The organism is Amycolatopsis sp. NPDC047767, from assembly GCF_040704195.1.
In the GTDB taxonomy this organism is placed as follows: Bacteria; Actinomycetota; Actinomycetes; order Mycobacteriales; family Pseudonocardiaceae; genus Amycolatopsis.
On sequence record NZ_JBEYSJ010000010.1, the window covers coordinates 264,397 to 277,651 of the forward strand.

At 72.0% G+C, this 13,255-nt stretch carries 10 protein-coding genes; 7 read left to right on the top strand and 3 right to left on the bottom strand.

Features of this window, described 5'->3' with window-relative positions; genetic code table 11:
• The first annotated feature begins 47 nt into the window (after window positions 1-47).
• Window positions 48-3,005 carry a hypothetical protein gene (locus tag AB0878_RS20855; RefSeq protein ID WP_366581886.1) on the top strand — a complete coding sequence of 986 codons (2,958 nt, stop codon included), beginning with the start codon at window positions 48-50 and terminating at the stop codon, window positions 3,003-3,005.
• Window positions 3,006-3,017: 12 nt separating this feature from the next.
• Window positions 3,018-6,407, top strand: coding sequence for a protein kinase (locus AB0878_RS20860; RefSeq protein WP_366581887.1), 3,390 nt, complete (start codon window positions 3,018-3,020; stop codon window positions 6,405-6,407).
• 57 nt (window positions 6,408-6,464) lie between these two features.
• On the opposite strand, the gene AB0878_RS20865 is transcribed toward AB0878_RS20860, so the two are convergent.
• Entirely contained in the window at window positions 6,465-7,094 is a 630-nt protein-coding gene (locus AB0878_RS20865; protein ID WP_366581888.1) for a VOC family protein, read from the bottom strand.
• A gap of 143 nt (window positions 7,095-7,237) precedes the next feature.
• Here AB0878_RS20865 and AB0878_RS20870 point away from each other — a divergent pair, with 143 nt between their 5' ends.
• Both AB0878_RS20870 and AB0878_RS20875 read left to right on the top strand, forming a co-directional pair.
• Window positions 7,238-7,669 (top strand): cupin domain-containing protein, encoded by a 432-nt coding sequence (locus AB0878_RS20870; RefSeq protein WP_366581889.1) that lies wholly within the window; start codon window positions 7,238-7,240, stop codon window positions 7,667-7,669.
• A 43-nt stretch (window positions 7,670-7,712) separates the two neighbouring features.
• Window positions 7,713-7,928 carry a hypothetical protein gene (locus AB0878_RS20875; RefSeq protein ID WP_366581890.1) on the top strand — a complete coding sequence of 72 codons (216 nt, stop codon included), beginning with the start codon at window positions 7,713-7,715 and terminating at the stop codon, window positions 7,926-7,928.
• Window positions 7,929-8,005: 77 nt separating this feature from the next.
• On the opposite strand, the gene AB0878_RS20880 is transcribed toward AB0878_RS20875, so the two are convergent.
• Together AB0878_RS20880 and AB0878_RS20885 are read right to left on the bottom strand one after the other, a co-directional pair.
• Window positions 8,006-8,986, bottom strand: a complete 981-nt coding sequence (locus tag AB0878_RS20880) for a hypothetical protein (protein ID WP_366581891.1) — start codon at window positions 8,984-8,986, stop codon at window positions 8,006-8,008.
• Between the two features lie 220 nt (window positions 8,987-9,206).
• Window positions 9,207-10,808: a carboxylesterase family protein gene (locus AB0878_RS20885; protein ID WP_366581892.1), complete on the bottom strand. Its 1,602-nt coding sequence runs from the start codon at window positions 10,806-10,808 to the stop codon at window positions 9,207-9,209.
• A 148-nt stretch (window positions 10,809-10,956) separates the two neighbouring features.
• Between AB0878_RS20885 and AB0878_RS20890 the strand changes: the two genes are divergently transcribed.
• From AB0878_RS20890 to AB0878_RS20900, 3 genes are all read left to right on the top strand, one after another.
• Window positions 10,957-12,129, top strand: a complete 1,173-nt coding sequence (locus tag AB0878_RS20890) for a sensor histidine kinase (RefSeq protein WP_366581893.1) — start codon at window positions 10,957-10,959, stop codon at window positions 12,127-12,129.
• Window positions 12,126-12,812: a response regulator transcription factor gene (locus AB0878_RS20895; protein ID WP_366581894.1), complete on the top strand. Its 687-nt coding sequence runs from the start codon at window positions 12,126-12,128 to the stop codon at window positions 12,810-12,812. The genes AB0878_RS20890 and AB0878_RS20895 overlap by 4 nt, the downstream gene beginning before the upstream one ends.
• 123 nt (window positions 12,813-12,935) lie before the next feature.
• Window positions 12,936-13,193 carry a hypothetical protein gene (locus tag AB0878_RS20900; RefSeq protein WP_366581895.1) on the top strand — a complete coding sequence of 86 codons (258 nt, stop codon included), beginning with the start codon at window positions 12,936-12,938 and terminating at the stop codon, window positions 13,191-13,193.
• Window positions 13,194-13,255: the final 62 nt, after the last annotated feature.

Consider the following 13,255-nt stretch of genomic DNA (forward strand, 5'->3'; position numbering starts at 1 on the left):
CGCGGCGAAGCGGGCCGCGCCGGCTGTCGAGGGTGGGGAGGACCGGGTTGTCCAGGGACTGGCGGCTGTTCGGCCGCAAGAGCCGGGGGAACACCCAGCCGGACCGGGGCGGGGTTCGGCCTGCCGACGCCGGACCGGACGCCGCGCCTGGATCCGGACACACCCCGGCCGACGTCCTGGCGGCCGGCCCCGCCGCCGATCGGGAAGCCGAAACCGCCATCCTGCTGTCGCGCATCCGCGGTTGGCTCGACCTGCCACCGCACCCGAACCTGCGCACCTGCTTCCACCTCGACATCGTCGACGGCCATCCGCAGGTCGTCGCCGAGGACCTGCCCGGTGAGGACCTGGCGAGAGCCGCACAGAACGGACGGCTCGGCACCGCCGGCGAGGTCCTCGACGCCGGCGTCCAACTCGCCTGGGCCCTGCAGGCCGTGCACGAGGCCGGCCTGGCCCACGGCGAAGTCACCGCGGCCAACGCCGTGCTCGCCGAGGACGGTGTCGTGCGGCTCGGCGGGTTCAGTCGCCAGCCCGCCACCCAGGACGAAGACCTCCGTGCACTGGCATCCGTCGTGCGGGAACTGCTCGAAGACCCGCCCGAATCGCTCGTCGGGAACCTGTCGTCCGCCCGGGAGTTCGCGGACCGGCTCATCGCCCTCCACGCCGAGCGGACCGGCACCGCCTACCCCCGTGAAGCCCCCGAATCCGTGCAGCCGCTCGCGAACGAGTGGAACAACCGCGCGGTCTCGCTGGCCCTGGCGGGCGAGCACGCGGAGGCGGAGCAGTACTGGGAACGGGCCCTGCGCGACGACCCGCGGCATCCGGAATCGACCTTCAACCTCGGCCTCCGGCAATGGCGCGCGGCCCGCATCCCCGACGACGAGATGATGCGCCGCCTGCAAGCCGCGGGACAGGCGAGCCTCCAGAAAGACCAGGTCACGCGGCTCGCCGGGCTGGCCGATGCCGAGCGTGGCGTGCCCCGGCCCGGTCCGGAAGCCGACCCGCCGCAGACCGCCCGTACCCCGGCCGGCTGGCTGTACGCCGTGGCGCTGACCCCGGACGGGCGCCACACCGTCTGGGGCGCGGACGACGGTGGAGTGCGCTGGTGGGACCTCAACGGCAGCGAGGTCGTCACGTTCACCGGGCACACCGACGAGGTCTGGGCGGTCGCGGTGACCCAGGACGGTCGGCTCGCGCTGTCCGGCTCGGCCGACACCACGGTGCGCTGCTGGGAACTGGCCACCGGCCGGTGCCTGTATGTCCTCAACGGACACCGGCAGCGCGTGCGCGGGGTCGCGGTCAGCGCCGACGGACGGACGGCGGTCTCGTGCGCCGAGGACGGCCTGGTCCTGACCTGGGACCTGACCACCGGACGGCAGACGGGCACGCTCACCCAGGAGAAGGTCGGCCTCATCTCGGTCGCCCTGACCCCGGACGGCCGGTTCGCCGCAGTGGCCGGCAACCATGGTTTCCTGCAGTGCTGGGACGTCCGGTCCGGCCGCGGCGTGCGCACGCTTACCGGCCACACCGGCGACGTCTACTCGGTGGCCGTCACGCCGGACGCCCGGTACGCGCTGTCTTCCGATGGCGAACGGGAGGTCCGCTGGTGGGACCTGCGCACCGGCGAATGCCTGCGCACGCTCACCGGTCACCACAACACGATCGCCTCGGTGGGCCTCTCGGCCGACGGACGGCGGGGCGTCAGCGGCAGCATGGACCGCACGGTCCGCTGCTGGGACCTGCCGACCGGACGCTGCCTGCGCACGATCGACCACGAGTACCTCGTCCTCGGGGTGGACTCGTCCGCGGACGGCCGCCGGGTCGTCTCCACCGCCACCGACCGCAAGCTCCGGGTCTGGGACCAGGCCGGATCCGTGGCCGCCCCGTGGAGTTTCAGCCCGACCGGCGGGGCGCTCGAACTCGCGTCGAGGGCGAGGGAAACCCGGTCCGAACTGAGCCAGGTGCGCTACCTGCTGGCCAACGGGGCGGCCCCGGCCGCGACCCGGCGGCTGCGCCAGGTGCGGGCCATCCCCGGCTACGCGCGGCATCCGGAGGTGCTGGACCTGTGGCGCGAAGCGGGCCGGTCCGGCCGGCGGACCGCGTTCATGGACTTCCGCCGCGTCCGCACGATCGAAGACCCGGCCGGGCTCACCGCGCTGGCGCTCGCGCCGGACGGCCGCCGGGTGCTCACGGCGGGCTGGGACTACGGGCTGCGCCACTGGGACCTCGAAACGGGGGAGCGCCTGCGGGAACTGCACGGCCACGCCGAGGCGGTCACCTCGATCGCCTTCGCGCCCGACGGCAGGACGGCGGTTTCGGCGAGCGCCGATCACACCGTCCGGGTCTGGGATCCGGCCACGGGCGTCGCGCTGCGGGTGCTGTCCGGGCACGCCGACGAGGTGACCGCGGTCGCGGTGGCCGCCTCGGGCCACGTGATGTCGGCCGGCGCCGACCACACGCTGCGCTGGTGGGACCCGCGGACGGGGGAGTGCCTGCGAGTCCTTTCCGGACACACCGCCCCGGTGAATTCGATCGTGCTGGCCGCCGACGGGCGGCACGCCCTGTCCGGCAGCGTGGACGCCACCGCGCGGTGGTGGGACATCGGCACCGGCGAGTGCGTGGAAACCTTGCGCAGTCACAAATGCGGCTCACGCGCGGTGGCGGTGACCGCGGACGGCGGTACCGCACTGTCCGGTGAGGACTGTGGGAATCTGCAGCGGTGGGAGCTGCCTTCGGGCCGCTGGATCAACGCGCAGGCCGGGCACGAGGGGCCGATGCTCGCCCTGTCCCTCACCGGCGACGGCGAGCACGCGCTCACCGCGGGCGCGGACCGGACGCTGCGCTGGCTGGAGGTGCGGTCCGGGCGGTGCCTGCGCGTGCTCACCGGGCACGAGGACGAGGTCTGCGCGGCTGCCGTCGCCTCGGACGGCTGGTCCGCGGTGACCGGCAGCCGCGACGGGACGGTGCTCGTCTGGGCGATCGACTGGGACCACGAGCCCCGCGGATGAGGTGAGCCGAGGATGCCTTGGTGGCGAAGGAAAAACCCGCCGCGAGACGAGGGCGTGCAGGCCCGGTCGACGCTGGTCGGCCCCGACGAGCGGCCGCCCGGCGAGGCCTCCTGGGGCGTCGGGGAAACGGTGCTCGGCACGTACCGGGTCGAGGAGAAGCTCGGCGCTGGCGGCATGGGTGTGGTGCACCGGGTGCGGCACCTGGGCTGGGGGCTGGACCTCGCGGTGAAGAGCCCGCTGCGGCGGCTGTGGCTGTCCGGCGTCCAGGCGTTCGTCGACGAGGCCGAGGTGTGGGTCGGCCTTCCGCCGCATCCACACCTGTGCACTTGCCACTACGTGCGTGTGCTCGGCGGCGTGCCGCGGATCTTCGCCGAGCTTGTGCCCGGCGGCACGGTCGCGGAGGCGCTGGCCGCAGGGCGGCTGCGGGAGCTGCCGGACATCCTCGACGTCGCGATCCAGCTGGCCTGGGGCCTGCGGGCCGCGCACGAGGCCGGGGTGGTGCACCAGGATGTCAAGCCCGGCAACGCTTTGCTCACCGCAGACGGGCTGCTCAAGGTCACCGACTTCGGGCTGGCCAGGGCTCAGCAGCGGTCCTCCGGAGCGGACGAAGTGGCGGAGCCCGAGTCGATCCTGGTCACCCACCGCGGACTCACCCCCGCGTACGCGTCGCCGGAGCAGTACCGCGGTGAGCGCGCCGGACGGGCCGCTGACGTGTGGTCCTGGGCGGTGACCGTGCTGGAGCTGTTCACCGGCGGGGTGACCTGGACGCTCGGCGCGTTCGCCGCGGCGGCGCTGGATGAATACCTCGCGCGGGGGACCGCGCCGGGCCGCGCGGCGATGCCACCCGAGGTCGTCACCCTGCTGAGGGAGTGTTTCACCGCTGACCCGGCCGCGCGCCCGTCGGACCTCGGCGCGCTGGCCGATCGACTGGCCGACGCGTATCAAGTCCACATCGGACGTTCCTACCCGCGCACGGACACCAGCTCGATAGCCGTGCGGGCCGACGGATTCAACAACAAGGCACTGTCCCTGCTGGACCTCGGCCGGACCGACCAGGCCCGGCAGTTCTGGGACCAAGCCCTGGAAGCCGACCCCCAGCACCTCGACGCCACCGTCAACAGCAAGCTCGGACAGTGGCACGAGGGCGGGCTGACCGACGTCCAGCTGGTGGAGGAGCTGGAGCGGTTCCGGTTTTCGCTGCCCGAAGCCGACCCGCGACGGGCGAGCTTGGCCTACGCGCTCGGCGCGGTCCACTGGGAACGCCGTGACCTCGTGCAGGCCGAGGCCCAGCTCGCCGAAGCAGCCGAGGCCGCGCCCGGTGACGAGGAAGTGGCCGCCGCGCGGGCGGCCGTGGCCGCTGCCGTACCGGTACGGCAGCGGACGCTGGTCCTGCCCCCGCAGGAGGGCAAGACCTGCCCGCCGGCCTTCGCCGCCGACGGCCGGCACGCCGTCTCCGGCGGTGAGGACCGGACCGTCCGCTGGTGGAACCTGGAGACCGGCCAGTGCCTGCGGACCCTGACCGGCCATATCGGACTGGTCGGTGCGGTGGCCTTGTCCACGGACGGCGCGTGCGCCCTGTCCGGTGCCATGGACGGCACGGTGCGCTGGTGGGACCTGGTCGAGGGCACCGCTCTGCGGACCTTCACCGGCCAGGACGGCGTGCCGTTCCGGTCCGTCACGCTGTCCGAGGACGGACAGCGGGCCTTCGCCGGCGACGCCACGGGCACCCTGTGGTGCTGGGACCTCGCCACCGGCCGCTGCCTGCACACCCTGGGCGGGCACGAGGGCGGGATCAACCGGATCACGGTGCTGTCCGAAGCGCTGGTCCTGTCGGCGGGTGAGGACGGCACCGTGCGCTGCTGGGACCTGGAGGCCGGCGATCAGCTGCGCGAGTTCACCGGCCACCGCGGCGCCGTCTACGCACTCGCGCCGCTGCCCGGCGGCACCCGGTTCCTCTCGGCCGGCCACGACGGCGCGGTGCGGTACTGGGACCTGGCCACCGGCCGGTGCCTGCGGGTGCTCAGCTACCACCACCGCGTGCTGGACATGTTATCCACCGCCATCTTCGCGGTCGCCGTCGCCCCGGACGGACGCACCGTGGTCGTCGGCAACGGGGACGGCGAGCTGACCTGGTGGGAGCTGGCCACCGGCCGCTGCCTCTGGACCGTCGCCGTCGGCGGCCCGCTCAACTCGCTGCGGGTGAGCGCCGACGGCCGGACCGCGCTGTCCGGTGGCTTCGACCAGACCGTGCGCTGGTGGGACCTCGCCCCCGGCCGTCCGGCGCCGTGGCGGTACAGCCGTCCACGCTCCACAATGGACCTCGGTGCCCAGGCCGAGCGGTTCCACGGCCGGATCGAGGCGGCGCGGGCCTTGCTCGACCGGGGCGACGCACCCGCCGCGGCGCGGGAACTGCGGGCGGCCCGGGCCGTCGCCGGATTCGAGAACGATCCGGAGCTGGGTGAGCTGTGGCGCCGGTCCGGCCACGGCGGACGGCGCACCACGGTGATCGCCAGTCGCCAGATCCGCCGGCTGGCGACCCCGGCCCACCTCACGAAGGCCGTGGCCATCACGGCGAACGGACGGCGTGCGTTGAGCTCGACCGCGGACACACTGCTGCGCTGGTGGGACCTGACCACCGGCCAGTGCCTGCACACCCTCGACGCCGGCGACGGCTTCGCGTTCAGCGCCGCGGCGACCCCGGACGGCCGGCACGCCGTGTCCGTCGGCAACGAGAAAGTGCACTGGTGGGACCTCAACCGCGGGAAGCTCCTGGCCGCGCTGCCACTCGATGCCGACGTGATGACCTTCGCCGTCGCCATCACGCCCGACGTCCGCCGGGCCGTGTCCGCGGGCACCGACCGGTTGGTGCGCTTGTGGGACCTGCGCGCCGGCGAGGCCGTGCGCACTTTGTCCGGCCACGAAGCACACGTGAACGCGCTGGCCGTCACCGCCGACGGCCGGCACGCCCTGTCCGGCGGCGCCGACCACACGCTGCGCTACTGGGATCTGGCCACCGGTGAGTGCCTCCGCACGTCCACTCCGGACAGTGGTGGCGTGAGCGCGGTCGCGGTCACCCCGGACGGCCGGCACGCCGTGTCCGGCAGCACCACCGGCGCGGTCTTCGCCTGGAACCTGCCCACCGGCGAGGTCCGGCAGCTACCGGCACGGCACACCGCCCAGCTCAACGCGGTCGCCATCACCGCTGACGGCCGCCACGCCCTGTCGGGTGGCGAGGACCGGACGTTGCGCTGGTGGGACCTGGTCGAGGGCCGCTGCCTGCACCAGGCCCAGCTGACCTACGTCGCCTCGGCGGCCATGACCCCCAGCGGCCACCACGTGGTCACCGGCACCTCGGACGGCTCGGTCCTGCTGTGGGAAGTCGACTGGGACTACGAGTTCTGACCTTGCCCGGGATCGCTTCGAGTCTGGTCACCCTCGCGGCGTTCATCGGGTGTCTTGTTACTTCGAGCCTGGGGATGGATCGGCAAAGATGCCTTTCACCATGCCGGTGGCTTGGCCGATCTCGATGAGGTAGCCGTCGGGGTCGCGCAGGTAGCACCGGATCTCGGCTTTGCGGTCGAGCGGCTCGGTGAGGAATTCCGCGCCCTTGCTGCGCGCGTTGGCGTAGAAGGTGGCGATGTCGGCCACGCGCACGTTGAGGAACGTCGAGACCGGGTCGGTGGCCTCGGGGGGACGCAGGACTATGTCGGGTTTGTCCGGTGTGGGGCCGCCGCCGGGGTTCATGATGATCCAGCTGTTGGCGACCTTGACGATGCACGGGTTTTCTTCCAGCACCACCTGTCCTCCGAAGATGTCGGCGTAAAAGACCCTGGATCGGGCCACGTCGGAGACGGTGAGGAAGTGTGTGAGCAGCAATCCCTCTTGCGGGTAGGGAAAGTCGGGAGAAGTCATGGCGGGTGCCTCCTGGGCGTTTCCGGGGGCTTGCTTGCCCTCGTGGCGTTGTTCGTGTTGGTCACCGCTTCTCATCGTCCGGTTGAAGCCGACCTGAGGCAAAGGTGCCGGGGTGTGCACGGATTCATTGACGGATACCAGCACGACATGCAGGTCGCCGTCGGCGACGGCGGCCACGGTGAAAGAAAGACCCTTCAGCGCCGAGCGGGGGTGCGGGACGCTGGGCTGCGGGCCCGCGAGAAGAAGGGTCGGCCAGGGCCCGGCCGGACCGGGAAGCAACGCCGCCACTCGACCGCCCATCCAACGCGGAGGAGATTCACATGACGAACACAGATCCGGCCGGGCAGAAGCAGCGATCGACCGCGTGGCAGACGGCGTTCACCACGCTGCAGGAGGCGGACCCGCCGTTCATCCCGGCGGGGGCCCACGCGATGACCGTGGTCGTCGAGTATCCACCCGGCGATCCTGGTGCGCCGCCGCACCGGCATCCCGGGCCGGCGTTCGGCTACGTACTGGACGGCGAAATGGTGCTTGAGGTGGAAGGCGAACCGGAGCGGGTCGTGCACGCCGGAGAGGCGTTCTGGGAGCCGGGTGGCGATGTCATCCATTACCAGGACGGCAACAACCGCGAGGACGTCCCGCTGCGGTTCACCGTCACGATGCTGTGCGAACCCGGTAAGCCGATGCTGGTCGTGGTGGACGAGGCCGAGCTCGCCCAGCGGAAAGACCGCCGAGCTCCGCGGGGAACCTGACCGTCCTGGCGACGCAGGCGCAACCACAACGGAGGGCGAGCCCATGCATTTCGAGGATCACATCAAGCCACTGTTTCGCGAGAGCGACCGCGACGCGATGAACTTCGCTTTCGATCTCTGGTCCCTCGACGATGTTTCCACCCACGCCGACGCCATCCTCGGCCGGCTCGAGGCCGGCACAATGCCCTGCGACGGAGCATGGCCGGCCGAGCGTGTCGCCGTTTTCCGCGACTGGATCGACGCCGGCAAACCCGCATAGGCCCTCCGCGGCCCGATCGTCAACCTCAGCGCATCCATAGCCGCCTGGTTGTGCCAGATGGTGGCGACGGTGGGTGGTCACGAGGAGAGCAGGTCCATCGAGAAGCCGACGACGAAGACACCCAGGCCGATCCATTTCAGCCGGGACTCCAGGCCGGCGCGGGTTCGGAGGTGCCCAAGAGTGGTCACCACCAGGCCTTCGAGTACCAGCAGGCTGAGCAGGTATCCGCCGCCACCCAGGACGACACCGCCGATGGTGGGGGAGAGGATCGCTATCAGCGCCACGAGGACGGGTAGGGGCATGGGGTCGTTGGGCGGGGCGTATTGGTAGTGCGCTGACACGAAGAGGAACAGGCCCATCACCACTGTGCCCGCGATGACGAACGCCCGGAAGGCCGGAGTGTCGCCTCGCGGCGGGTCTGGTTGCGGCGCCGGGGGTTCCTCGCCGGGTGTGCGGGCGCCGTGCCAGCGGGCGTGCAACTGAGCGCGGCAGTCTCGCAGTGTGGCGTGGAACGCCTCCATCCTGGTGACGGCCGGGCTTTCGCGGGGCCCGAGCAGGTGGAGCGTCGCCGCGACCAGCGCTGTGAGCAGCACCAAGGTGATCAGATAGCCGGCCTCGCCGAGCCCGATACCGGCCAGGAAGGCGGCGAACGAAAGGCACAGCAGCGCGACCACGGTCGATGCGAGGGGATCATCGCTGCCGTCGAGATACCGCATGAAGAGGAGCACCGCCGCGGCAACGGCGCCGGCGCGGTGGAACGCCTGAAGCCCAGGCGGACGGAGGGGCGTCGACCTCACCGGTCGAACGGGGGATTTCCGGCGGGGAGTGAGCCAGCGTCGCAACCTCGAGATCAACTGGGTACGCCTGGTCCGCAGGATGGCGTGGAATGCCGCCATTTTCGTGCGGCCCAGCAGATCGATGACGACCGTGAGACCGCCCGCGAACTCGAGTGTCTTCCCGAGCCGCCCCCACCACAGGACCGCGATCCCGAACACCCGCAGCTGCGTGGTGTCGTGGCCGGCGAACCATTCACGCCATGCGTGCAGCAGATCCCACATCGTCCCCTCAGCCCGCGGCAGGCGGGCCGACGTCGCAGCCCGCAGTGTCGATCCTTCGTCTCAGGCGGAGGATTCTTGCACTCCACATCGAGATGGCGACCACTTGGTTCCGGTGGGCGGTTGCCGGTGTTCTGAAAGACGTCTCCGGGTTGCCGGAAGCACGCCGCAGGAGATCGATACCGGGATCCCGAGCGGCAGAGCTCCTCGGATGGTCCGAGCGCTACCGGCGGACGGTCTGCCAGAACGCGCAGTGGTGCTCGGTCGCGAAGTCGATCTGCTCGGTGCCGGCGGCGGAGAAGGCCGGCATGGTGGTCGGCTGGTAGCGCGGCCACCGCGGAGTGCCGTCGGTGTTGGGATCGCCGGTTCTGGCGAAGGCGGCCCAGTACCCGATCAGCTGGTGGGACAAGGAGATTTGCCCGGCGTTCGGCGGGGTGGCGGGCGGTCCGGCGAAAGTCCCGTCGAACAGGTAGGGCAGTTCGGCGCCGTGCGCCGCGCCCATGGGGAAGTTCAGGATGAACTGTCCGTCGTCCTGCGCGAATTCGTAGGCGTAGACGGGCGCGTACCGGGCGGCTGCCCGATCGGCGAGGGCCGCCGGGCACGCACCGAGCTTCGCTCCCCGGTCGGTCAGCACGGTGGCCAGCGCGATTCCGGGCGTCGGGAACCGGTCGGCCGGGTACTCCGCGAGCACCCGGTCGGTGTCGGGGCCGAAGATCTCCCGCAGCGCGGCCGCGTAACCTGCGGCGGTCACGGGTGTTCCGTGGGCGTCGTTGTCGAGCGCGACGAACGGGCGCATCTCGTCGCGGTTGGTGCCTTGGATGATCGGAATGCCCGCGGCGGAGCCGTCGCGGAGCGCGTCGAGCGGCTGCCGGGGGAGTGCCGGGCTGCCGGCCACGGGGCTCCAGGGCATGTCGCGGAGCCCGTTGATCGCACGGAAGGCGACGTCGGTGTCCAGCCCGACCAGGTCGGCCGCCGGAATGGCGCGCAGGCAGGCGGCGACGTCGGCGGGTGCGGTGCAGCCGAGGCTCGCCGCGGTGCGCTCACCGCGTCGTTGCGCGTCCGGCTGCGACACGAAGCTGTTGCCGCACGGTCCGCTCTGCACGATGGCCTTGTCGAACAGCCCGTGTGCTGCCGGTGCGGCGAGCTGGGCGCAGACGCTGAACGCGCCCGCGGACTGGCCGGCGAGCGTGACGTTGCGGGCGTCACCGCCGAAGGCCTGGATGTTCTCCCGGACCCAGCGCAACGCGGCTTGCTGGTCGGCGAGCCCGTAATTGCCGGCCCAGGCGTCGTCGAGTGCGGGCTCGTCGAGGAATCCCAGCGCGCCGAGCCGGTAGTTGACGGTGACGACCACGACGTCGCCGCTGACGGCCAGCCGGGACGGGTCGTAGTCGCTGCCCGCGCCGTTGACGAATCCGCCGCCCGGAAGCCAGACGAGGACGGGCAGGCGCGGGTCCCCGGACGTGACGGGCGTCGTGACGTTCAGATACAGGCAGTCCTCGTCGCCGATGACTGTCGGCCCGCCTGCCGGATCGGATCCGGGTTGCGGGCAGGGGTTGCCCGGCGCGGTGGCCGCCCGGACCCCGTGCCAGCGCGGGACCGGCGCGGGGGCATGCCATCGCCGGTCGCCCACCGGGGGTGCGGCATACGGAATCCCGGCGAACGTCCGGTGGTCACCGGTGACGACGCCGCGCAGTTGTCCGTCGTGGACCTGCACCAGATCGGGGCCGGCCGTCTCGCCCGAGGCCGAGCCGGGCAGGCAGGCGAGCAGCGCTGCGGCCGCGGTTGCCGCGAGCCCGGCGCGGAACATCCTTCGAAAAGTGGTCATGGCGGGCATCATGCGGTGATCCGTGGCTGGTCCGCGTCGCGTCGCAGGCGTATCTCCGGCTGCTCCTCCGGGAGTACGTCCAGGGGCGTAGCGCGACTTGCGCTTCCAGGCGGACGCGTCAGCGCGCCGGCGCGCGGACGATGGCCGGGTGGCACTTCGCCGTGGAATCGCCGGGCGCCGCCGTCTGCCGGGCGTTGGTAACCCGTTGCTCGGCTTGGCCTTCGCCGCGGCCGCGGCGGGAGTGGCGGCCGCGTTTCAGAGCGGGCCGTGGGCCGTCGGGTGCGTGACGGCCGCGGCGGCCGGTGCGGCTGTGGCGTGGTCGCGGGTGCGGCCGACGCGCGCAGTGGTGATCGGATTCGCCGCGTACGTAGCGGATCTGGCGTCGGGCGTGGCCCCCGCGCCGGTGTTCCTGCCGCTGATCGTCACGTTCGCCGCCGCGGTGGTGCTCGGCAGCAGGCCGGTCGCCTACGCGGTTCTCATCGCCGGGTATGCGCTGGCCGTGTTCGTTCCCGTGCCGGGCTGGGACCCGCCGAGTGTGGCGTCGGGGGGCGGCTTGGCGGCGTGGTTCCTCGTGCTGGCCGTTGCCGCGGAACTCGTCCGGGTGCGGCGGCAGGCGCGCCGCGCCCGGGAGGCCGAACTGGCGGGTGCGGCGCGGACGCGTCAGGAGCAGGAATTGCGCCGCGCCGGGGACGAACGCCTGCGGATCGCGCGCGATCTGCACGACGTCCTCGCTCATCAGTTGGCCCTGATCACGGTTCAGGCCAACGCCGGGCTCACTCTGCTCCCGCGCGATCCGCGAGCCGTCGAGCAGGCGCTGACGGCGATCAAGGACGCAGGCAACTCCGCGCTCGGGGAGCTGCGCGCGGCACTGGACGCACTCCGCTCGCCCGGCGCCGGGGCCGCTCCGCACCGTTCGAGCCCTCGGCTTTCCCAGCCCGGCGACCTCGCCGAACTGCTCGACGGAGCGCGCGCGGCGGGGCTGCGCGTCACGACTGACACCGCGGGCCCGCTGCCGGTCCTGCCTGCGCCGGTCGACCAGGCCGCATACCGCATCGCGCAAGAGGCGGTCACCAACGCGATCCGGCACGCCGGCGCGGGCGCGACTCTCGGGCTTCGCGTGGCCTGCGCTAATGGACGGTTGGAGCTGACCGTGACCGACGACGGACGCGGACGGCCCGGCAGCCGGACCGCCGGAGGCGGCAACGGCCTGCCCGGGATGCGGGATCGCGCCACCGCGTTCGGCGGCCTGCTCACGACCGGGCCGGTACCCGGCGGCGGTTACCGGGTGGCCGCCGTCCTGCCGATCGGCGGCGCCCCGTGACCGCGCCCGGCCCGATCCGGGTCGTCCTCGCCGACGACCAGGCACTGGTGCGCGCCGGTATCCGAGTGCTTCTGGAGACCCGCCCGGACCTCGTCGTGGTGGGCGAAGCCGGCGACGGCGAAACCGCCCTCGCCCTCGTGCGGGAGCTGCGGCCCGACGTCGTCCTGATGGACATCCGCATGCCCGGCCTCGACGGACTGGCCGCGACCGCGCGGATCGCCGCCGACCCGACGTGCGGCGCGACCCGCGTCGTCATGCTCACCACGTTCGACCTCGACGAGTACGTGTTCGAAGCACTGCGGCGGGGCGCGGCCGGATTCCTGGTGAAGAACAGCGAACCCGACGAGCTCGCGCGGGGCGTCCGCGCCGCCGCGGCCGGGGACGCCCTGCTCGCCCCCGGCGTCACCCGCCGGCTGATCGCCGAATACGCCGCGCGCACGAAGCCGGCTCCGGTAGCCGCGGCGGCCATCGCCGCCCTGACCGAGCGGGAACGCCAAGTCCTCACCCTCGCCGGCGCGGGACTGTCCAATGCGGACATCGCCGCCCGCCTGCTCGTCAGCCCGCTGACCGCGAAAACCCACGTCTCCCGCATCATGGGCAAACTCTCGGTCCGCGACCGCGCGGGACTTGTCGTGCTCGCCTACGAGACCGGACTGGTCCGTCCCGGCTGGCTCGGCGAGTGACTGCTACTTCCGGGTGAGTAACGGCCGAAACGCTACCCGACCTGCGATGTACCCTTCGACGCGTTTGCCGAGCAGTTTGCCTACCTGGGATGGGAACAATGGGGGAAGATCAGGTGACGTCAGATGGAACCTGACGTCGAAACTCTCTGGACGGAACTGGCCACCGCTGGCGTGGCGCAGTCACGCGCCCAAGATCATTTGAGGCGCGCGCGGCCCGACCAAGAACGGTTACGCGTGCTGCAACGTGAACTCCGCGGCAGTCACCGCGGAACTGCATTGGCCTATCTGCGCTACGTTCCCGACGACGCTCTCGAATTGCTCCCGGAGATCATGTGGTTGGCAACCGACCTCGGTCTCGCGCACGAGTCAGAGACTCACTGATGTGGATCTCTCGAAAACAATTGTCACCCCGGCTTGTAGCGCTCCTGCCTCGGCTGCTGGAC